Source organism: Shewanella sp. GD03713, assembly GCF_029843705.1.
Lineage (GTDB): Bacteria > Pseudomonadota > Gammaproteobacteria > Enterobacterales > Shewanellaceae > Shewanella.
On record NZ_JAOCIW010000001.1, the window covers coordinates 744,818 to 765,620 of the forward strand.

A 20,803-nucleotide genomic window follows, 5' to 3' on the forward strand; every position below is an offset into this window, starting at 1 on the left:
ATCAAAATCAAAGCTTAAGAGATTCGCCTTAATCCAGAGTTGGTTCTTCGCTGTAATCCAAACCATGGTAGCTTAGGCAAGCGTCCACTTCATTGGCGCTACCTAGGATAACCGCAACGCGTTGGTGAATTTGCGTTGGTTGAATATCCAAAATGGTTTCATAACCAGTAGAGGCTTTACCGCCAGCTTGCTCGACTAACAAGGCCATTGGGTTGGCTTCGTACATTAAACGCAGCTTGTATGGCTTTTTCGGATCTTTATTGTCGGTTGGGTAAGTAAAGATACCGCCGCGAGAAAGTACGCGGTGCACATCACCGACCATGGCGGCAATCCAGCGCATGTTGAAGGATTTTTCGCGCGGGCCAATTTTGCCTAGCAGTAAATCGGCGATATAGGTCTGCATTGGCGCTTCCCAAAAACGTTGATTCGACATGTTAATGGCGAACTCTTGGGTGTCTGGGCTGATGCTCATGGCCGCGTTGGTCAGTAAAAATTCGTTGGTTTCTGGGTGCAGGGTAAAGAGTTGCACGCCTTGGCCTGTGGTGAGGGCGAGCATGGTTGATGGGCCGTAGAGCACATAACCTGCGGCTAACTGATTGCGACCCGATTGCAAAAAGCTTGTTTCAGTTAACTCACCTTGTGGTGCAGGTAAAACAGAGAAAATCGTGCCGACCAGCGAGTTGATATCGATATTTGATGAACCATCTAAAGGGTCGAAACACACCAGATATTGACCATTGGCGCTGACTTCAACCACATGATCTTCTTCCTCAGAGGCTAGGCCGCGCACTGTGCCGTCGGCTTTTAATGCATCTTTGAGCATATCGTTGGTGATGATATCCAGTTTTTTCTGGGTTTCACCTTGCACGTTTTCCTGTTCGGTCGCGCCTAACACGCCAGCTAAGGCACCGTGGCGCACGGCATGGCTGATGGCTTTGGAGGTGTCGGCTAAGGTCAAAATCAGTTGCGAGAGGGATTCGTTCACTGCCTTTGAGGTTAAGTGCTGGGCAAGAGTCTGCATGTTAGGTCCTTTAGGGGTTCAACATTGAGGTCAATTTCATTATTTGCCGCGAATAATAACTCAGTTAGTCGACAATTTCAGCGATGTTGCTGTGGGTTTTAATCAATTTAAGCCAAGAGGGTTATCCCTATGTGTCAGACTGAGTGGGTTATCTTGAAAATTGAGCTAACCGCAGGAGTTCGCCAGCTAATTTGTATCTGTATATTGCCTGCGCTTTTTATTTAGGCTTTGCCTTGGCACAATGACGGCAGTTTTTGATCGCCACCTTAAGGCGAGTATGCTTCCAAGGAATAATAATGACTAAAAATGGGTTCGCTTCTTCCCTGCGCTCGGTGACATTGGGCGCCTCATCCCTACTGATAGCGAGTCAACTGGCCATGGTTTCTAGCGCGATATTGCCCCCCGCCTATGCGCTTGAAGGCGGCACAACGCCGCTGACTATCGAGCGCATGAATGCTTCGCCTGCCTTGGCGGGCACGAGTCCCCGTGGATTAAAGTTATCCCCAGATGGTCAAAGGGTGACCTATCTTGCGGGACGTAAAGACAACCAGAATTTTTACGATCTCTGGCAGATGGACGTGAAGACGGGCGAATCTAGCCTGTTGCTAAACGCCGATAAACTGGCGAGCAATGAGTTATCCGATGAAGAAAAGGCTCGCCGCGAGCGCCAACGTATTTATGGCGAAGGCATTATGGAATATTTCTGGGCGGACGATAGCAAGGCGCTGTTGATCCCTGCCTCGGGGAATCTGTATTACTTCTCCTTAGCGGATTACAGCGTTAGCCAACTGCCGATAGGCGAGGGCTTTGCCACCGATGCGCGCCTATCGCCCAAGGGCAATTTTGTGTCCTTTGTGCGGGACCAAAATCTGTATGTACTCAATTTAGCGACTAAAAAGCTTGAGGCCATGACCGCAGACGGTGGCGGCGCGATTAAAAATGCCATGGCGGAATTTGTCGCCCAGGAAGAAATGGATCGTATGACGGGTTACTGGTGGGCGCCAGATGAATCGGCCATCGCCTTTACCCGTATCGATGAGTCGGGCGTTGAGTTAGTCACCCGCAATGAAATCTACGCCGATGGCATTAAGCTTACCGAGCAGCGTTATCCGGCGGCGGGTAAAAACAATGTCGAGATCCAACTGGGTGTTGTGACCCTTAATAATAAAGCCATCAATTGGGTCACCTTAAGCGATGATAAAAATAAGGATATTTACCTGCCTCGCGTCGATTGGTTACCCGACAGCAAGCATTTATCCTTCCAGTGGCAGAGCCGTGATCAACAAAAATTAGACCTGCAACTGGTGGCGCTCGATGCGCTGACCAAGCCGAAAACCTTAGTCAAAGAGCGTAGCGATGCTTGGGTGAATCTTAACAATGACCTGCACTTCTTAAAGCAACAGTCGGCGTTTATCTGGGCCTCGGAGCGTGACGGCTTTAATCATCTCTATTTGTTTGACCTAAAAGGTAAGCTGAAGACGCAACTGACCAAGGGCAATTGGGCAGTCGATGAGCTGGAATATATCGATGAAACCGCAGGCTGGGTGTATTTCACTAGCCGCAAAGATACCCCTATCGAAAAACACCTTTACCGTGTGCTGTTAGCGGGTGGCAAGGTTGAGCGCGTGAGCAGCGAGGCGGGGATGCACAATCCGGTATTTGCCGATAGTCAAAGCGTGTATCTGGATTATTTCAATAGCTTATCTCAGCCGCCACAGATCAGTTTGCACGGCGATAAGGGTCAACACTTGGCGTGGGTCGAGCAGAACCAAGTCAAAGCCGGTCATCCTCTGTATGACTATGCTGGCTTGTGGCAACTGCCTGAGTTTAAAGAGCTTAAAGCCGAAGATGGTCAAATCTTACAAACGCGTCTCTTTAAACCTGTGCCCTTCGATGCGATCAAAAAATACCCTGTAGTCGTGCGCGTTTATGGCGGCCCGCATGCGCAATTGGTAACGAATAGCTGGAGTGAGCAGGATTACTTTACCCAATACTTAGTGCAGCAAGGTTATGTGGTATTTCAACTTGATAACCGTGGCAGTGCCCACAGAGGCACTCAGTTCGAACAGGTAATTTACCGTCACTTGGGCGAGGCGGAAGTGAACGACCAAAAGGTTGGCGTCGATTATCTGCGCAGCTTGCCCTTTGTCGATAGCGATAATGTGGCGATTTATGGCCACAGCTACGGCGGTTATATGGCCTTGATGAGTCTGTTTAAGGCGCCGGATTACTTTAAGGCGGCGATTTCGGGCGCGCCCGTCACCGATTGGCGTTTATATGATACTCACTACACCGAACGTTATCTCGCCCATCCCGGGAATAATGAACAAGGTTACGAAGCCAGTAGCGTGTTTCCCTATGTGAAAAACTATCAGTCTGGGCTATTGATGTACCACGGCATGGCCGACGATAACGTATTGTTTGAAAACAGTACTCGCGTGTATAAGGCGTTGCAGGACGAGGGCAAACTGTTCCAGATGATTGATTATCCAGGTTCTAAGCATTCGATGCGCGGTGAGAAAGTGCGTAACCACTTATATCGCTCGCTGGCAGATTTCCTCGATAGACAGCTTAAAAGCGGCAAATAACCCACAGCAGAGCGCTGTTTAACCAAGCGATTGCCGTTATCCAAGAGTGAGGCTAACACCTTACTCTTTTTTTACACTCGGTATTTGGCTAATACCTCAGCTACCACCTTAGCTAGCACCTGAGTTAAGGCTGTGGATAGCACTTGAAGTGCTCCATTCCAATCGGTGCGCTTTAAAGTCTGCAATGGCTATTTCAGCTTGGCGATTAAAGTTTGGCGGGGTGATAAAGCGGGGCAGAGGATTTGCCATATTGCAGAGATAAAAAAACCAGATCCGAGGATCTGGTTTTTTATTATTCAAACGGACTTCGAAGATTAGTCTTCTAAGTTACCGCAGAAACGGTAGCCTTCACCGTGGATAGTCGCGATGATTTCTGGCGTATCTGGCAAGCTTTCGAAGTGCTTACGAATACGACGGATAGTCACGTCAACAGTACGGTCGTGTGGCTTTAACTCACGGCCAGTCATCTTCATCAGCAGATCGGCACGAGTTAAGATTTTGCCTGGGTTTTCAACAAAGTGCAGCATAGCGCGGAATTCGCTACGTGGTAGCTTGTAAGATTCACCCTGTGGGCTCACCAGAGAACGGCTATTGATCTCTAGGCTCCAATCGTTGAAACGGTAGTATTCGACAGAGCTCTTTTCTTCGACTTCGTTACCAGCGCTATTCACACGAGTCAGAAGGTTGCGAGCACGAATCGTCAATTCACGTGGGTTGAACGGCTTGGTAATATAATCGTCCGCGCCAATTTCAAGTCCAAGGATTTTGTCGACTTCGTTGTCACGGCCTGTCAGGAAGATCAGACCGATGTTGTTGATTTCACGTAATTCACGTGCCAACAACAGACCGTTTTTACCTGGTAGGTTAATGTCCATAACCACTAGGTTAATTTTGTTTTCCTGCATAGCCTTATGCATTTCTGCGCCATCATTGGCCTCAGTTACCACATACCCTTCTGCCTCGAAAATACTTCTCAGCGTGTTACGGGTAACGGCTTCATCTTCAACGATCAGAATGTGCGGATTTTGCATATTAATTACCTAAATTTTAACCAATTTTATTCTAACCATAAGGACCGCTTACATCGGATCCTTATATTCATAAAATGTTGATACTTCCTCTAACTGCTCTGTGCTTCAAAGGAAAGATCTTTACGGCGACACATCAGGATGTATATAAAGTGCACGTTTAAAGTGTAATACGATAAAACGTAACCAGTATCAACTTCGATAAGCAATAGTTATAAATAGTTCCTTAACTATTGTTTTTTTTAAAATGTTTAAATGATAACTCAAATGTAGAACACATTTTAAAAGATGTCTGGCTAGCCTTGGGTGATTTCACAGAGGAATCTAACAAACCCTTGTCAAGATTAAGCAAACTTAATGTTATCTGCTCAACTAGCCAATGGCGTCATTGTACTCGTTTTAGGCATTTGTTAACAAATGAAATGTTAACAAATTTCTGGATGAGGCCCTGATTTATCATGATATTTACTTTAGTCATTGATTAGTATAACTAATGTATTTTTAATTCTTGTGACCTAGTTCACGCCTCTTTGGATTTTGGAAGCGCTCTGCTACACTAACTCGGGTTCATTTTTCGACTAGACTACCAATGGACAACATGACTCAAGATTTGTGGCAGCATTACCAGAAGCCGTTGTTTTTGCTTACTCAAGCATTATCCTGTGATTTTTCCTTTGCTGTAATTACCGCCCATAATCCCGCTTCAACCCTCCTCAGTCCCAGCCAAAACCGTTTACTCGACCGCCAACTTCTCCGTGATATTGAATTAATCGGCAGCCCCTATCGTGCAATGGTGGGCGCATCGCCAGATTTATCCCATATGGAAAAGAGCTGGGCGGTGTTTGTCGATAGAAGCATGGCGCTGCAGTTGGGGAAAAAGTTTAATCAATATGCCATCTACATGGTGGAAAAGGGCGAGGTGAGTTTAGTGCCTTGCACCATCACCGGGCATGATGAAGTGTGTTTAGGCCTGTTTAATGATCACGTGCGTTTGGTTTACGAACTGCCCGATCTAGCGACCTAAGCCCCGCGAGTTTATTACTATTTTTCTTATCCGGCTTTGCCTGTAAAGGGCAAGGCTAGGTCAGTTATTTTTTAATCCTGTTAATCCCTGCATGATACCTATCCGCCATTTTTGCTTAGGCTTTACCGCTAAATTGCTCATTGTTTTTAAAAGCGTTTATTGAATTTGTTTATGCGATGTGAAATTAGCATTGACTTCATTAGGGGTTTATTGCTACTTTTTTCGTCCCTTTCCGGCGGAAAGGAACAGAAGAGGAGCGTTAACTAGGTAGTCAGTCAGAGGAGCACAAACTCCAGCGATGATTGATGAGGGAGATTAACGCCGAGGCATAGATGTGGTTGCTGCATGTTTATGTCGGTCGCTTAGGCTGAATCCTAACGATTGTCACCTGTAATTGGTGGAGAGCTTCTGGTGACGATTGCTGTTTCCCTTCTATTGGGGTGCGTATCATTGAGCACCAGGCTCTTCGAACGAAGTTGGTTCGGAGCGTAATCATGTTAGTTAATCAAGATCTTATCCTAGTTTGTGCCGTGTCTTCTGCTTCTGCGGAGGTACGATAATGTCTCTTGTTGTCGCAAAATTTGGTGGTACCTCAGTCGCCGATTACGGTGCAATGAATCGCTGCGCCGATATCGTACTGGGCAATCCTGATTGCCGTTTAGTGGTGGTTAGCGCCTCCAGTGGCGTGACTAACCTTTTGGTTGAACTCACCCAAGAGTCGATGAACGACGATGGTCGTTTACAGCGCTTAAAGCAAATTGCGCAAATTCAATACGCTATCTTAGATAAACTGGGTCGCCCCAACGACGTAGCTGCGGCATTGGATAAGCTGTTAAGCCGTATGGCGGTATTGAGCGAAGCGCTAGCATCCCAGCGCAGCAAGGCCACCATGGATGAGTTATTGTCCCTTGGCGAGCAGTGCTCGTCGGCATTATTTGCGGCGGTATTGCGGGAAAAAGGCGCTAACTCGAGTGCCTTCGATGTGCGCAGAGTGCTGCGCACCGACAGCCATTTTGGCCGCGCCGAGCCACAGGTTGAGCAAATTGCCATTCTCTCACGTGAGCATTTACTGCCGCTGTTATCTGAACAAGTGATTGTGACTCAAGGCTTTATTGGCTCAGATGAGGCGGGGCAAACCACCACGCTTGGCCGTGGCGGTAGTGATTATTCTGCGGCACTGTTAGCCGAAGCCTTAAAAGCCTCAGCGGTTGAGATTTGGACCGATGTGGCCGGGATTTACACAACTGATCCACGCCTTGCGCCAAACGCCCATCCTATAGCCGAAATCAGTTTTAACGAAGCCGCCGAAATGGCGACTTTCGGTGCTAAAGTGCTGCACCCTGCGACGATTCTGCCTGCAGTGCGTCAACAAATTCAAGTGTTTGTCGGCTCAAGTAAGGAGCCTGAAAAGGGCGGTACTTGGATCCGTCATCAGGTTGAAGATGCGCCCGTGTTTCGCGCGGTTGCGCTGCGCCGCGACCAAACGCTACTCAATTTACACAGCCTGCAAATGTTGCATGCACAGGGCTTCTTGGCTGAAACCTTTGCCACCTTGGCAAGACATAAGATCAGTGTGGATTTGATCACCACCTCCGAAGTTAACGTATCGCTCACTCTAGATAAAACAGGTTCCGATTCGAGCGGCCAGGGGCTATTGAGCGAAGCGCTGCTACAGGAGTTATCACAGCATTGCCGTGTGCGTGTTGAAGATGGTTTAGCACTGGTGGCGATTATCGGTAACCGCATTGCCACCACCGCGGGCATTTGTCGCCGAGTGTTTGAAGTGCTCGAGCCCCACAATGTGCGCATGATCTGCCAAGGCGCCAGCCCGCATAACTTGTGCGTATTGGTAGCCGAATCAGAAGCGGCGCAAGTGGTTAAAGCGCTGCACGAAAACCTGTTCGAAGGCGTGTAATATGCAACCGACTGCATCGTCTTTAACCATTGGGGAGCTTGCCGCAGGGCAAGCACTCACCCTGCCGATTTACCACTTTAAGCCAAGTGGTCATGTTGCTGGCCCTAAAGTGTATATTCAGGCCAATGTTCACGGCGCCGAGGTGCAGGGCAATGCGGTGATTTTCCAATTGATGAAGCAGCTCGAGCGTTGCGACATCTTAGGGGAAATTACCTTAGTGCCCTTGGCGAATCCGCTGGGGATCAATCAAAAGAGTGGCGAGTTTACGCTGGGGCGTTTTGACCCTATCACAGGGGCAAACTGGAACCGCGAGTACTTAAATCATTCGATTGATTTACCCGCTTGGTACCGTGAACATGCTGAGCTTAGCGATAGCGCGCTTATCCAAGCTTACCGCAGCACCTTAGTCGAGGCGTGTCAGCAGCGTTTGCGCAACGAGTGGGGCGTGACCACAGGCCACAGATTAGCGGTTAACCTGCAGGCCATGGCCCACGAGGCGGATATAGTATTGGATCTGCATACCGGGCCTAAATCCTGTAAACACTTGTATTGCCCTGAATATGACCTTACAGCGGCGCAGTATTTCTCGATTCCTTACACCTTAGTGATCCCCAATAGTTTTGGCGGGGCTATGGATGAAGCGGCATTTTGCCCTTGGTGGCAATTGAGTGAAGTCGCTAAAGCACAAGGGCGAGATCTCGAGATTGCCGTTTCGGCCTTTACCTTGGAACTGGCGAGCCAAGAACGTATTTGCCTCGAGGATGCTTTTGTCGATGCCAAGGGCATTTTGGCCTATTTGAGTCATCGCGGGGTGATTGCCGAGCGAGTGGCGCCCGCAAAGATGCCGCGTTTTGGCTGTTATCTTAAGGATTACAAAAAGTACCATGCGCCCATGGCGGGATTGGTGGAATATGTGGCGCCCGTGGGAGAGCCACTGGCGGCGGGTGAGACTTTAGTCAATCTGCTGCGCCTAGATTTATATGGCAGCGAGCAGGAGCTAACGGCGCTTAGCTTGCCGCAGGATTGTGTGCCCATACTCCATTTTGCCTCGGCGTCCGTGCATCAAGGCACCGAGCTGTATAAAGTCATGACGAATCTGTTTGAGTTGCCGCAGTAACTGCAATCCACAAAACAAAACGCCAATCCTGTGATTGGCGTTTTTTATTCCAGTCTACAACCACTTAAAGCGATAGAAGAGCGCCATTTGCAGGGCGACCAGCGAGATAAGAATGCCGCAGAAGGTCGCAAAGGCCCAGGTGTTATCCGCACCGGGAATGCCACCAATATTCACCCCAAGCAAGCCAGTTAAAAAGCCCAGCGGCAAGAAGATTGCCGAGACTAAGGATAAGAAATACAAGCGCTTGTTTAGCTGCTCCGATTGTTGGCTGAGTAACTCTTCCTGGGTCACATTAGCTCGGTCACGCAGGGCGTCTAAGTCTTCAATAGTGCGGATCAGTTTGTCCGTGGTTTCGCGCATCTTGAGTCTTTCGGGCTCGTTAAACAGCACAAATTGATCGGACAGCATCTTACCGTAAGCTTCTTTCTGCGGGCCTAAATAACGTCGTAGCGCCACGGTTTGCCTGCGTAGCTCGGCGATATCTGTGCGTAAGTCTTTTACATTGCCAGAGACTACTTGTTCTTCTAACTCAGACAGCTGCTCTTCGAGGGTGTCGATAAAATCCACTTTACGGGTGGTGAGTCTTTCGCATACGGCGACGATAAAGTCCCCTGTGGTGGTGGGGCCTGCGCCTTCCATGATGAGTTCGGCAACATCTTTGACTGAGAGCAACTCACGATCGCAGGTAGAGATAATCCGATGTTTATCGGCATAAATACGTACCGCGACCATGTCTTCTGGGGCTGAATTGGGGTTTAAGTTAACCCCGCGCAGGGCCAGCAAAACGCCTTCACCAGCCAGTACGGCACGCGGGCGGGTATCTTGGGCGAGCAGGGCATCGCTTTCGACTTTATTCAAGCCGCTATTTAACACCCAGTGGCGGGCTTTTTTGTGGCGATAACGTAGGTGTATCCAGATCAGCCCATCCTTGGGATCCCAGTTTTCAAGCTCTTCTGGGGTTAAGGTTGACCCCGCGCGCGCGCCGCTAAGCACTAAGCTGTAGATAAATCCATCGTGCATATCGCATTCCATCTCTTGCTAAATCATGGACTCAAGCTAACTGATTTCGTTGTGAAAATGAAGTCTAGGCGATGATTGTGCTGACAATTGCTGCCCTTGGTGGGACTAAATTGCTGGCCAAGCAAGTTACGATGAAATAGATTAAAATTAGCCATAGTTGTAATGCATTGAGAAGATAAAATGGAATATGAATTTCGGCGTAACAGTTTGACGGGCACTTATTTAGCCAGCTTTAGTATGGACCATGAAGTGCTGGGCCAATGGTTTTCGGAAGAGTTGGGGCCTGAGTTAGCCAAAATTCAACAAGTGCTCGATATTATCAAAGAAATTCAAGCGGGTAAGCGTGATTCTTGGCGGTTAATTGGCGGCGATCTCACCCTAGATCTGGATGAAGAACAGGCGCGCATTTATGCCAATGCCTTAGGGTTTGAGCAAGAGTATGAACTCGAGGAATCGATGTCCCTCTACGATGCGGAATCGGAAGCTTATTGTGGCCTAGAGGATTTAGAGGAAGCTCTGCTAAGTTGGTATGAGTTTGTGCAAAAAGGGCGATAATACCGATTTAATCAAAGCATAAAATAAAGGCAATCGATTGATTGCCTTTATTTTTTGAGCTTAGTGCTAAATCACTAGGTTTGAAGTATTAGTTGTTCAAATACCTGACTGCCATTTCGGTCCTAGACTTGGCATTGGCCTTACGCAGCAGGTTTTTCACGTGTACTTTTACCGTGCCTTCACTGATATGTAAGTGCTCTGAAATCATCCGGTTGCTTAAGCCTTCTGCCAGCTGTTGCAGGATCTGTAGCTCCCTTGGGGTGAGGCTTGAAATCCATTCCTGCTCATCGGCGGCATTTTTAAGTTCGTACAGATATTCTTCAACCTCATCGCTGATCACTCTGTGGCCCAACATGGCATTTTTGAGCTTATCGAGCAGCAGATCCGGCTCGGTATCTTTAAGTAAATACCCGTCGGCGCCCGCGCGTAGCAGTCGAATAACATCTTGTTTGGCGTCCGACACTGTGAGGATCACTATTCGTGAAGTCACGCCTTCCTGGCGCATGGCATTGAGGGTATCGAGTCCTGTCATTCCCTTCATATTCAGATCGAGCAGAACAATATCTGGCTCATCGGTGGCGACGGCGCTTAAGGCATCTAAGCCTCCGCCGACTTCGCCGAAGAGACTAAAATCTGGATCGGAGGCGATCAGCTGGCAGATCCCTTTACGTAGGAGGGGATGGTCATCGACCACGAGGACTGAATAAGGTTTACCCATGTGTAGGCTCCTGTTGGGAAGGGAAGATTAAAGTAACTTTGGTTCCCTGTGACAAATTGGATTTGTTATTAGACGCTAAGGGCACATCCGGTTGTTCTTGGTCTAGTTGTTCGGTAATTCCCTTGCTATTAGTGTGCGTATCATTGCTACTAAATACAACAGTACCGGCTAATTTACTGGCACGCTCGTGCATGATCCCTATGCCGAAGTGTTGATCCCGCTCCTTTAGATAACCAATTCCTATGCCGTTATCGCTCACACTGATATTGACCATGCTATTGTCATCTTTATAACAGCGAATATTGATCTGGCTGGCATTGGCATGTTTTATCGCGTTGAGTGTAGCCTCACGGGTGATCTGTAGAATGTGAATATGCTGTTTCGCCTCGAGCCATTGGGGCGAGAGTTTGTAATCGAGATGGATCTTGATATCGGTATTGGCCCTAAGCTGTTCTAGCATGGCTTCCATCGCGTTCTTCAGATTCGGTTCTTTGATGGTTAATCTGAAGGTGGATAATAACTCCCTAAGCTGTACATAGGCTGTACTGACGCCTTCATTGATTTCCGTCAGTTGCCCCTCGATCGCAGGGCTGCGGCAACTATGATCTAAGTTTTTGCGCAGCAAGCTAATTTGGATTTTGAGGAATGACAGTACTTGGCCGAGGGAGTCGTGTAATTCCCTGGCAATCACTCCGCGCTCCTCCATCAAGGCCAGCTGCTGGCGCTGCTCAGTGGCGTTATGGATAACGATGGAGCGAGTGAGCATGATGGCGAAGTTTTTAAACAGCGGCGTATTCGTGTCCTGCGCCGAAATAAGCTCTAAGTAACCTAAATCGGCCTGCTCAAATTGCAGTGGGAAGCGGGTACTGTTTTGGGTATCTTCCGGCCAACCACCATCGGCTTCAACCACTTCTAACTCTTGCTCTGGGTACTGAATAATGAGCCGTAAATAGTCGATAGACTCATAATCTTTTAATTGATTTAACGCCGCTCTGAGTGCCTTGTAATCGAGTTTATTCGCGTTAAGCGTCAATAGGTTATCATATAAAAACGCGAGTTCATTATTTGCCCTAGTGAGCGCTAGGGTCTTTTCGGCGACTTGGGATTCTAGGTTGCCATACAGGGTCGCGAGCTCGCGGGCGGTTTTTTGCAGCGCGTGGGTTAGGGCGGTGAGCTCAATATATTCGGTCTCGGGCATTTCTATCTCAAAGTTACCCTTCGAAATGGTGTTGGCCGATTCCATTAACTGCTGCAAGGGCACCACGACTTTTCGCTTGGTAAAACGTACCGCTAAAAAGGCGATGGCGAGCATTAGCCCGAGTCCAAAAATCTGGCTCGCGGCAAGCAGGCGCAATTTGAAGGCGGCGTGGTGTTCCATTTCTAACACCAATAAATCAATGGTATCGACAAAGTCCTTGAGCGAGGCGGCGTAGTCGCGGGAGTTTTCCTGCTCAATGTAGTACTTCATCACCAGCCATTTATCGATGACGAGCTGATACTGATCGGCGATCTTTTTCGGGCTAAGCCAACCTGTGGAAGGTTGCAATGCCTCGGAGTGCAAGGTGTTTTCAAACTCGGCAATCTTCTCTTGGGCGGCATCACTGCCCGAATTGGCATAAAACATCAGCCGGTAACTTTGCATCCGCAGTGAACCCGAGGCGTTGATGGCCTTTGCATCGCCTAAACTGTAAGACAAATTGATGATTGCGAAGATGGCCAAGCTGCTAGAAAGCAAAATCAGTACTAACATTAAACCCAAAATTTTAGAGGTAAGGCTGCCTCGTTTCATATGTCCATTACCTAATATATGGGCCATTGATTTAATGGCACTTTAGTCGTGTTTTACATTAGAAAATAATGTACTACACTAACGAAAACATAAAAGTGTGAACAACAACACTATTACATTTTGATCTAGCGCAAACTTCGTTCTAGATACCCCCTAAGAGGTATGTCTTTGGAGGGTTTAAGCCACTAACTTTGGCCTTGGAGATGTCGTGATTTATTAAAATAATGCAACACGGAGATGAGATGATGAAGAAGATGACAGGTAAGTCCTTTGCACTCAGTGCATTGGTTGCCGCGAGCTTCATGGCGGCGGGTGCGATGGCGAGCGATAAGACCGAGCCTCGCAACGAAGTTTATAAAGATAAATTTAAAAATCAATATAATAGCTGGCATGACACTGCAAAGAGTGAAGAGCTTGTTGATGCATTAGCACAGGATCCTAATATGGTTATTCTGTGGGCTGGTTATGGTTTTGCTAAAGATTACAACGCGCCTCGCGGCCATATGTATGCCGTGACTGATGTGCGTAATACGCTACGTACTGGCGCCCCTGCCAACGCGGAAGACGGCCCAATGCCAATGGCTTGTTGGAGCTGTAAGAGCCCTGACGTACCTCGCCTGATCGAAGAACAAGGTGAAGACGGTTACTTCAAAGGCAAGTGGGCTAAAGGTGGCCCGGAAGTGACCAATACTATTGGCTGTGGCGATTGCCATGAAAAAGGTTCGCCAAAACTGCGGATCTCTCGTCCTTATGTAGACCGCGCAATGGATGCTATCGGTACGCCATTTGATAAAGCCTCGAAGAAAGACAAGCAATCAATGGTTTGCGGTCAATGTCACGTTGAATACTATTTCGAGAAGAAAGAAGACAGAAAGAACTTCGTAAAATTCCCTTGGGATATGGGCATCACTGTTGACCAGATGGAAGTTTATTACGATGGTATCGAGTTCTCAGATTGGACTCACGCGTTATCTAAGACGCCAATGTTAAAAGCACAGCACCCTGAGTATGAAACTTGGAAACTGGGTATTCATGGTAAAAATAATGTCAGTTGTGTTGACTGCCATATGCCTAAAGTGACTAGCCCTGAAGGTAAGAAGTTCACTGACCATAAAGTCGGTAACCCGTTCGATCGCTTCGACGAAACCTGTGCAACTTGCCATAGCCAAACGAAAGAATTCTTAGTTGGCGTTACTAATGAGCGCAAAGCTAAAGTTAAAGAAATGAAACTTAAAGCGGAAGAGCAATTAGTGAAAGCGCACTTCGAAGCCGCTAAAGCATGGGAATTAGGTGCTACCGAAGCTGAGATGAAGCCAATTTTAACTGATATTCGCCACGCTCAATGGCGCTGGGATTTAGCCATTGCTTCGCACGGTGTTGCAGCTCACGCGCCTGAAGAAGCACTACGAGTGTTGGGTACGTCTGTTAATAAAGCCGCTGATGCTCGTGTTAAGTTAGCACAGTTGTTAGCGAAAAAAGGTTTAACAGATCCTGTTGCTATCCCAGATATCTCTACTAAAGCTAAAGCACAGGCTGCACTGGGTATGGACATGGACAAGATGAATGCAGAGAAAGAAGCATTCAAGAAAGACGTGTTACCTAAGTGGGATGAAGAAGCGAAAAAACGCGAAGCAACTTATAAGTAATTCCTGTTGAATATGAGCTAACCCCTCATGTAAAAGCCCCCGCAACTTAGGTTGCGGGGGCTTTATTTTTGGCGGCTTTCAAGCTTGTTGTTTAAGGGCGAGGCCAATATCACGTCAGTTCTGACTCTTTTGCTTTAGGTGTTAACAACTTGCCGCGTCTATGCGGACTTTATCTACATCACGCTTTTAGCGCTTGGATGGGCGAATAAAGTCACGTTCAAACTGCGCGGGTGTCACGGGTTTGCCATAGAGATATCCCTGTCCTAAATCGCATTCTTCATTGCGGATAAAACTGTCCTGGTTTTGGTTTTCGACGCCTTCGGCAATCACCTTCAGTTTGAGCTTTTTGCCTATGGCGATAATAGCCTTAGTTAACTCTCTATCCTGCTCGCTGTTTTCGAGCTTACTGATAAAGCAGCGGTCGATTTTTAGGGTATCGAAGGAATATTTCTGTAGATAGCTTAATGAAGAGTAGCCTGTGCCAAAGTCATCGAGTGAGATGCGGATCCCCAGTTCCTGCAACTGCATAATGGCCTGGTGGGCCAAGTGTTCGTCCTGTAGCAACATGCCCTCGGTGATCTCCAGCTCCAGCGCCGTGGCGGGTAATTGGTACAGGGTTAATAGCTCGGCAATATGTTCGACAAAGCGGGGGTTACGCATTTGTACGGGGGAGATATTGATGGCGATTTTAAAGTCCCGCTGCAACATTTGGCACCAGTCGGCCGCTTGCTTAATGGCGCTGTGGAGCACGAAGTTACCTATCTCCATGATTTGTCCATTGCGCTCGGCCAAGGCGATAAATCGGTCGGGTGAAACCTGTCCTAACACCGGATTGTGCCAACGCAGCAAGGCTTCAGCGCCAATGACTTTGTGGGTCTTGAGTTCGATAAAGGGTTGGTAGTGCAGGCTTAATTCATTGTTTCTTAGGGCATCGACTAAGTGCGACTCGAGTTGATAGCGTTGGCTCAGTGCGATTTGGGTGTCTTGATTGAAAAAACTATAGGGAATGCCTTCGGCCTTGCTAATGGTCATGGCGGCTCCGGCTTTTTGCAGCAGGGTTGCGGCATCGATGCCGTCGCTTGGCGCCTGTGCTATGCCGATTGACGAGGGAATAGTGATCACGAAGTCTGCGATACCAAAGGGTGAATTGCAGCAGTTGATGATCTGATTCAGCAGTTTGTGGGTCTCGCGCTGCGAGGGCTTATGGGCTTGCACTAGCACAAACTCCGCCCCCGCGATGCGGGCAATAAAGGTATGGCCGTCTGTGCAATGCTGTAACCGCTGGCTCAAGATGGTGAGTATCTTATCGCCAATAAGATAACCATAGCTGTCATTAATGGACTTAAAGTTACGTAGCCCGAGGTAAAACACTGAGATTTTTTCTTTACGATTAATATCTTCCAGCATTTTCGCCAACGTATTGAGCAGATTGAGTCGGTTGGGGAGGCCTGTCAGCGGATCGTAACTCTTATGGTACTCAAGTGAGCTTTCGGTGGTGGTGCGCGTTTCGATTTCACGGATTAATTTGGCACTCAGCTCGGCCAACTCGTGGGTGCGTTGCTGGACTTTTTGCTCGAGTTGCTGGTTATGGAGCTGCAATTTAGCCTGTTGATACAGAGTGATTAGATTGGTTTCGATGGCATTTTGAAACCGCGCTAACAAACTGCGAAATTGCTGACTGTAGTTACGCTCCTTGCTATCGAGCATACAAATGGTGCCGAAGGTGCTGTTATCGGGCCAATGCAATGGCAGGCCGCAGTAGGCAATCATCCCTAGCTTTATGTCGGGATTTTTATCCCAATTGGCATCCTTTAAGGCATTGGGGATGTGAAGTTCACGGCACTCTTTCATCACGGTCTCGCAATAGAGACCATGCCCTAAATGTTCTTTATCGTGGGGTTTGTAGGGATTCCCCTGACTATGGCTCGAGGCAAACACCTCTATCTCAGTGGGGTGGACACGCATGATAAGCGCGGCAGGTGTATCCACAATTTCGGAGAGTAGATCTAAAGTTTGTTGCCAATTCTCTAGCATCTCAGGTGGTACGGTAATTTTTCCTGTCTCAATTGCCATGTCGGCGAATATACGCTCTTTTTGAGATTGTTGGAGGGCAAACTTGTAGGGCATTTGAGGCTCATTCGAAAGCAGGTTGTTGTTTATAAACTATAGTCTTTTTCTCTCTGCGCGAGTTTACCCAAACAATTAAGTTTGCTTCACTTTGTAAATGGTATGTTAATTCCCATGTTTTGTATTTCTTAAGCTTTTGATAAGAATTCGACCGTAGTCTGGTGCTGGGTATTTTGGGCGAGTGGATAATTAAGTGCATCACAATAACAAAAGCGATGTTAGGACGACATTTTTCAGCTTCGCAAAGGGACATTTGCTTGCACCTTGGCTCGTGTTTGCGGTGATTATTTTTTGGCTCGAACTGACCCATGCCGATATGCGCTTCGCCAGCTTATTATTTCACTGGCAGGGTGGTGTCGATTCTTGGCCACTGCGCGGCCATTGGTTGACTGAGGGGGTGCTGCATGTCACTGGGCGAAATCTGGTTATTCTGTTTGCCGTCGTCGTGGTTAGCTGTATTGGTTTAAGTTTTCGCATCGACAAACTGCGCCCCTACCGTAAAGGCTTTATCTATTTATTCTGCAGTGTGCTGGTCAGCGTGGTTTTAGTGCGCCTTGGTAAGAGTCTCACTCATATGACTTGCCCTTGGGATGTGCTTGAGTTTGGCGGTCGCATGATGCATTCATCCCTGTTTGCTCGCTTGCCAGAGGGTGCCGAGTTTGGTCAGTGTTTTCCCGGTGGACATTCGAGCGGCGGTTTTGCTTGGGTGGCAAGCTATTATGTGCTGAAGGAATACCGCCCAGCTTATGCCAAAGCGGGTCTCATCTTTGGGATAGTATTAGGCGCGGTATTTGGTTTTGCGCAGGAGCTGCGTGGTGCCCATTTCTTGAGTCACGACCTCTGGAGTCTGGCCATCGCTTGGACATCCGCCAGCTTGCTCTACTATGGCTTCTTTCTTCGTGTGCCCAAGGTCAAAAAGATTAAAGTTGCCAACAAAATCAGTATTATCAATACCAAAGAAGCCATCTCTAAGTGATAGCTGATCCCTCAAGCCATTCTTATCCCTCAAACTAGTCTGAGGCGAAAGCTTAGAAGCGAAACTCAAAGCGGATATCGCCTTGACGCAATCTGAGCCTTTCGTCGAGGAGATGGTTTTTCTCGTTCAATAGGATGTTTTTCTGCCGCAGCAGATCGGCTTTATCGGTGAGATTGTTCAGCTTGTTGTTGATGCTGCCGATTTCGATATCGATGGCATTTAGGCGGTCGGCAATATCAGCCAGACGCTTATTCACCAAATATTGCTCGTGTCCTTGGTTATAACGCTCAACAAACTGATTGTTGTTACAAACGCCGTAGTAACTTTCTCCAGCTAAACCTACGCGGTAGCCATTTTCGGGCAGACAATAGCTGATAAGCCCCTGCTGATACCCCTGTTGCCATTGGGCAGCATCCACCTTGAGGTTAAACTCATGACAATCCTGCTGATATTGATTGAGCAGACTCGCGTTGGCGCCTCGATTACCATCGGCTAAGCCCGTGGCGTACCAGTCATTATCTCGGCATTCCTCGAGTGAGAGACTCGTGCATTGGGTGAGGGAGAGGGCGGTAAGAGCCAAAGCAAGATTAAGATAGCGCATTTGAAAATCAGATCAGTCACAAAAGGGCATCAGCATAAAGCTTAGGGAAGGGGAGAGCCAGTGCAATATTGCGCCCGCAATACGGTTATCCGGCACAGCGCTTTGGCTGGCTTTCCCTATCTGAGTCACAACTCGCGCGATGTAATAATGCTAAGGCATTGAGTTAATGTTAGTTTTAATTTTTAACCCATTGTATTGGATATGCTTATGCAGGTTTTGCCACCTTCATCAGATAGCTCGCTATTGGGAACAAAACGGTCTGTGCCACACTCGGCGACGATTTCTGCGTCTGCCAAAGAGTTAAAGTCGGAACTTAAAAGTGGCACAGGACCTCAAGAGTCGAGCGATAACAAGACTCAGACTGAGGTCGGCGCTCTGCAATCCTTTGCCCATGGCGCGCTTGGTCTGGCTGAGCCGCAGGGGCGTGAATCAGTCCATGAGCCGAAAGCATCGTCCCAAGAGAATGTTCAAGGTTATTACAAAGCCGGACAGTTGCTCAAGGCTGCGGCAACGGTTGGCAGTGTGATTGCGCTGTTCGTATAAATCACGATGGATTTCATAGCCTTGTTGCTTGAGTCAATCGATGCGCTCGTTAAGCCAAGGTACAGGCAATCAGGGTTAATTTTCAGCAGCTTTACTGACGGTAAATCCACTGCGTTTTGCTATTGTGTTCCTGCACGAGGTGCTTTAGTTTTTACTGAAGTCAGGTATCTTTAACTGAATCTTTTTATCTATCCTCTTTGATAAGGCTGCTTTTATATGAAGATTTGCCCGGCACATTCCATCTTACGCCTAAGTAAGGTATAAGGTCGGTATGAAAACTCCTAAACGAATCCAACCTCTGGTTGATGAAGGGCTGGTTGACGAAGTCATTAGCCAACTGATGAGCGGTAAAGAGGCTACAGTGTACGTGGTACGCTGTGGTGAGGATATTCGCTGCGCCAAGGTGTATAAAGAAGCGGATAAACGCAGTTTTAAGCAGGCGGTGGTTTACCAAGAGGGACGGAAAGTCCGTAATAGCCGCCGAGCCAGAGCGATGGAAAAAGGCTCTAAGTTTGGCCGCGAACAAATGGAAGAGGCCTGGCAGAGCGCCGAGGTCGATGCGTTGTTTCGTTTAGCCGATGCGGGCGTCAGAGTACCAACGCCCTTTGGCTGTTTCGATGGCGTATTGTTGATGGAACTCGTCACCGACAGCGAAGGCCATGTCGCGCCCCGTCTTAATGATGTGAGTTTCAGCGCCGAGCAAGCCATCCACGACCATGGGCTAGTGATGACCTATGTCAAACGTATGCTCTGTGCGGGTTTAGTCCACGGCGACTTATCCGAGTTTAACGTCCTAGTGGATGCTAATGGCCCTGTGATTATCGATTTGCCTCAGGCTGTCGATGCTGCGGCCAACAACCATGCGAAATGGATGCTGGAGCGTGATGTTAACAACATGACGCAATATTACGGTCAGTACGCCCCTGAGCTGCTCAAGACCCAATATGCCAAAGAAATGTGGGCACTGTTCGAAGCGGGACAATTAAAAGCGGATACGCCGCTCACGGGTAAATTTACCGAAGTATTAGTCGATGCCGATGTGAATTCTGTGTTAGATGAGATCCAAGCCGCCTATGATGAGGCGCAGGAGCGTAAACTGCGACTGCAAGAGGCTAACGAAAACTATTAGCTGACATCACAATAAAAAAGACGCCAGATAGGCGTCTTTTTTATTGAACAAATCCTTTCGTGCAGTCAGCAGTCATAAGAAACAGTGGCATTGCCGTCCTTGGCATGGGCACTCAGCCCCTTCCTTTCCATTGAACCACTCAATAAAAGGACAAGACCTAAGGGAGAAATATATTGATGGGTCACAGAGCCCTATCGACATATTAATCTTTGGGGGAGACAACTCCCTCGAGCCTTGCCGAAACCTTTGGTGTTGCACGCAACACAGCCATCCATGGCGCGCTATCCTAGTCTAGCGCTGGATCGTCTTTGATCCGTGAATAAAAGGACAAGACCCAAGAGGGTAATATGTTCGTGACTTGGGGGAGCACAATTCACATATTTGATCTTTGGGGGAGATAGCTCCCTCTAAAGCCTTGTCAAAACCTTTCCTCTTTTGCTATTGCATACCCTTTAAGTATTAAGTTGACAGAGCCGGATAGTAAACTGCACAGTTATTATTGTTATTTGTACGATTTATATCTTAGGTCGTTGGGGAGCGATAATAGATACCCATCCGACCCTGTCTAAACTGTTATTGATCACGCATTCTATTCATTGGATGACAAGGCCGGACGTAAAAGGGCGCTGTTATTATTGTTTTTAGCACAACTTTCATACCGCGTTAGACCTACAGGGCAATATGCAATGGGGTCCGGCCTTGTCGATAAGGGCACTGGGCGAGGTTACCTCAACCTATAGTGCGTAATTCACTGTTTAGCTGTTTAATACGTTTCTGCAACTGCGCAATTTCAGAGATTAAAGCGCACTCCCTTTGCTGTGGCTGTTGCTCACTTTCTCTTACCCATTGGTAAACCGCTTTAGCCGAAATACCGTACTGTCGTGCGACATCAGAGAGTAATCTGCCTTTGACTTTCACTTCAAAAATAACGTCAGGTTTAAGACTATGATTGGCGATTCCCATGGGTTATCCCTCTTACTCTATGTTCTGTCTGCTTGCTGGTTCT

Annotated in this window: 17 protein-coding genes and 1 riboswitch; of the genes, 9 read left to right on the top strand and 8 right to left on the bottom strand. The window is 47.9% G+C overall.

All coding sequences use genetic code 11. The features are described from left to right. Positions 1-28 precede the first annotated feature (28 nt). Complete coding sequence (locus N5E87_RS03330) at positions 29-1,021, bottom strand: class 1 fructose-bisphosphatase (RefSeq protein WP_086901963.1); 993 nt, start codon at positions 1,019-1,021, stop codon at positions 29-31. A 296-nt stretch (positions 1,022-1,317) separates the two neighbouring features. Between N5E87_RS03330 and N5E87_RS03335 the strand changes: the two genes are divergently transcribed. Then, positions 1,318-3,609, top strand: a complete 2,292-nt coding sequence (locus N5E87_RS03335; protein ID WP_126512409.1) for a S9 family peptidase — start codon at positions 1,318-1,320, stop codon at positions 3,607-3,609. 314 nt (positions 3,610-3,923) lie between these two features. Here N5E87_RS03335 and arcA read toward each other — a convergent pair whose 3' ends face one another. Further along, positions 3,924-4,640: a two-component system response regulator ArcA gene (gene arcA, locus N5E87_RS03340; protein ID WP_007644695.1), complete on the bottom strand. Its 717-nt coding sequence runs from the start codon at positions 4,638-4,640 to the stop codon at positions 3,924-3,926. Between the two features lie 586 nt (positions 4,641-5,226). On the opposite strand from arcA, the gene N5E87_RS03345 reads away from it, so the two are divergent. The 3 genes from N5E87_RS03345 to N5E87_RS03355 all read left to right on the top strand — a co-directional run bounded on the left by N5E87_RS03345 (position 5,227) and on the right by N5E87_RS03355 (position 8,693). Then, positions 5,227-5,661: a DUF3293 domain-containing protein gene (locus N5E87_RS03345; protein ID WP_011621450.1), complete on the top strand. Its 435-nt coding sequence runs from the start codon at positions 5,227-5,229 to the stop codon at positions 5,659-5,661. Positions 5,662-5,902: 241 nt separating this feature from the next. After that, a riboswitch (Lysine riboswitch) is annotated at positions 5,903-6,077 on the top strand. Positions 6,078-6,220: 143 nt separating this feature from the next. After that, a complete protein-coding gene (gene lysC / locus N5E87_RS03350) occupies positions 6,221-7,576 on the top strand; it encodes a lysine-sensitive aspartokinase 3 (protein ID WP_279775059.1) in 1,356 nt (451 codons plus the stop codon). Between the two features lies 1 nt (position 7,577). Beyond that, positions 7,578-8,693 (top strand): M14 family metallopeptidase, encoded by a 1,116-nt coding sequence (locus N5E87_RS03355; protein WP_279775060.1) that lies wholly within the window; start codon positions 7,578-7,580, stop codon positions 8,691-8,693. Between the two features lie 54 nt (positions 8,694-8,747). Here N5E87_RS03355 and N5E87_RS03360 read toward each other — a convergent pair whose 3' ends face one another. Further along, positions 8,748-9,713: a zinc transporter ZntB gene (locus N5E87_RS03360; RefSeq protein ID WP_279775061.1), complete on the bottom strand. Its 966-nt coding sequence runs from the start codon at positions 9,711-9,713 to the stop codon at positions 8,748-8,750. A gap of 180 nt (positions 9,714-9,893) precedes the next feature. Between N5E87_RS03360 and N5E87_RS03365 the strand changes: the two genes are divergently transcribed. Continuing rightward, entirely contained in the window at positions 9,894-10,268 is a 375-nt protein-coding gene (locus N5E87_RS03365) for a YacL family protein (RefSeq protein ID WP_011715834.1), read from the top strand. Between the two features lie 88 nt (positions 10,269-10,356). Here N5E87_RS03365 and N5E87_RS03370 read toward each other — a convergent pair whose 3' ends face one another. Then, positions 10,357-10,986, bottom strand: a complete 630-nt coding sequence (locus N5E87_RS03370) for a response regulator (RefSeq protein ID WP_011621455.1) — start codon at positions 10,984-10,986, stop codon at positions 10,357-10,359. After that, the gene (gene narQ / locus N5E87_RS03375; protein WP_279775063.1) at positions 10,979-12,775 is read right to left on the bottom strand and encodes a nitrate/nitrite two-component system sensor histidine kinase NarQ; all 1,797 of its coding nucleotides are present in this window, start codon (positions 12,773-12,775) and stop codon (positions 10,979-10,981) included. Before narQ ends, N5E87_RS03370 begins: the two co-directional genes overlap by 8 nt. A 242-nt stretch (positions 12,776-13,017) precedes the next feature. Here narQ and nrfA point away from each other — a divergent pair, with 242 nt between their 5' ends. After that, complete coding sequence (gene nrfA / locus N5E87_RS03380) at positions 13,018-14,421, top strand: ammonia-forming nitrite reductase cytochrome c552 subunit (RefSeq protein WP_279767056.1); 1,404 nt, start codon at positions 13,018-13,020, stop codon at positions 14,419-14,421. 186 nt (positions 14,422-14,607) lie between these two features. On the opposite strand, the gene N5E87_RS03385 is transcribed toward nrfA, so the two are convergent. Continuing rightward, the gene (locus N5E87_RS03385) at positions 14,608-16,548 is read right to left on the bottom strand and encodes a GGDEF domain-containing protein (protein WP_086901971.1); all 1,941 of its coding nucleotides are present in this window, start codon (positions 16,546-16,548) and stop codon (positions 14,608-14,610) included. Positions 16,549-16,741: 193 nt separating this feature from the next. Here N5E87_RS03385 and N5E87_RS03390 point away from each other — a divergent pair, with 193 nt between their 5' ends. Continuing rightward, positions 16,742-17,524, top strand: coding sequence for a phosphatase PAP2 family protein (locus N5E87_RS03390; protein WP_086901972.1), 783 nt, complete (start codon positions 16,742-16,744; stop codon positions 17,522-17,524). 52 nt (positions 17,525-17,576) lie between these two features. Here the strand turns inward: N5E87_RS03390 and N5E87_RS03395 are convergent, their stop codons facing one another. Beyond that, the gene (locus N5E87_RS03395; RefSeq protein ID WP_086901973.1) at positions 17,577-18,125 is read right to left on the bottom strand and encodes a DUF2799 domain-containing protein; all 549 of its coding nucleotides are present in this window, start codon (positions 18,123-18,125) and stop codon (positions 17,577-17,579) included. 207 nt (positions 18,126-18,332) lie between these two features. Here N5E87_RS03395 and N5E87_RS03400 point away from each other — a divergent pair, with 207 nt between their 5' ends. After that, on the top strand, positions 18,333-18,668 hold the full coding sequence (locus N5E87_RS03400; RefSeq protein WP_256657222.1) for a hypothetical protein: 336 nt from the start codon (positions 18,333-18,335) through the stop codon (positions 18,666-18,668). A gap of 271 nt (positions 18,669-18,939) precedes the next feature. Next, entirely contained in the window at positions 18,940-19,797 is an 858-nt protein-coding gene (locus tag N5E87_RS03405) for a PA4780 family RIO1-like protein kinase (protein ID WP_086901975.1), read from the top strand. A 729-nt stretch (positions 19,798-20,526) separates the two neighbouring features. Here N5E87_RS03405 and N5E87_RS03410 read toward each other — a convergent pair. Beyond that, entirely contained in the window at positions 20,527-20,760 is a 234-nt protein-coding gene (locus N5E87_RS03410) for a transposase (protein ID WP_011621463.1), read from the bottom strand. Positions 20,761-20,803: the final 43 nt, after the last annotated feature.

What these genes read in the sequence shown, in the direction of transcription:
- N5E87_RS03410 (WP_011621463.1), bottom strand. Translation starts at nt 20,760, where the DNA reads ATGGGAATCGCCAATCATAGTCTTAAACCTGACGTTATTTTTGAAGTG.
- N5E87_RS03335 (WP_126512409.1), top strand. Translation starts at nt 1,318, where the DNA reads ATGACTAAAAATGGGTTCGCTTCTTCCCTGCGCTCGGTGACATTGGGC.
- arcA (WP_007644695.1), bottom strand. Translation starts at nt 4,640, where the DNA reads ATGCAAAATCCGCACATTCTGATCGTTGAAGATGAAGCCGTTACCCGT.
- lysC (WP_279775059.1), top strand. Translation starts at nt 6,221, where the DNA reads ATGTCTCTTGTTGTCGCAAAATTTGGTGGTACCTCAGTCGCCGATTAC.
- N5E87_RS03365 (WP_011715834.1), top strand. Translation starts at nt 9,894, where the DNA reads ATGGAATATGAATTTCGGCGTAACAGTTTGACGGGCACTTATTTAGCC.
- N5E87_RS03360 (WP_279775061.1), bottom strand. Translation starts at nt 9,713, where the DNA reads ATGCACGATGGATTTATCTACAGCTTAGTGCTTAGCGGCGCGCGCGCG.
- narQ (WP_279775063.1), bottom strand. Translation starts at nt 12,775, where the DNA reads ATGAAACGAGGCAGCCTTACCTCTAAAATTTTGGGTTTAATGTTAGTA.
- N5E87_RS03345 (WP_011621450.1), top strand. Translation starts at nt 5,227, where the DNA reads ATGGACAACATGACTCAAGATTTGTGGCAGCATTACCAGAAGCCGTTG.
- N5E87_RS03400 (WP_256657222.1), top strand. Translation starts at nt 18,333, where the DNA reads ATGCAGGTTTTGCCACCTTCATCAGATAGCTCGCTATTGGGAACAAAA.
- N5E87_RS03330 (WP_086901963.1), bottom strand. Translation starts at nt 1,021, where the DNA reads ATGCAGACTCTTGCCCAGCACTTAACCTCAAAGGCAGTGAACGAATCC.
- N5E87_RS03405 (WP_086901975.1), top strand. Translation starts at nt 18,940, where the DNA reads ATGAAAACTCCTAAACGAATCCAACCTCTGGTTGATGAAGGGCTGGTT.
- N5E87_RS03385 (WP_086901971.1), bottom strand. Translation starts at nt 16,548, where the DNA reads ATGCCCTACAAGTTTGCCCTCCAACAATCTCAAAAAGAGCGTATATTC.
- N5E87_RS03355 (WP_279775060.1), top strand. Translation starts at nt 7,578, where the DNA reads ATGCAACCGACTGCATCGTCTTTAACCATTGGGGAGCTTGCCGCAGGG.
- N5E87_RS03395 (WP_086901973.1), bottom strand. Translation starts at nt 18,125, where the DNA reads ATGCGCTATCTTAATCTTGCTTTGGCTCTTACCGCCCTCTCCCTCACC.
- N5E87_RS03370 (WP_011621455.1), bottom strand. Translation starts at nt 10,986, where the DNA reads ATGGGTAAACCTTATTCAGTCCTCGTGGTCGATGACCATCCCCTCCTA.
- nrfA (WP_279767056.1), top strand. Translation starts at nt 13,018, where the DNA reads ATGATGAAGAAGATGACAGGTAAGTCCTTTGCACTCAGTGCATTGGTT.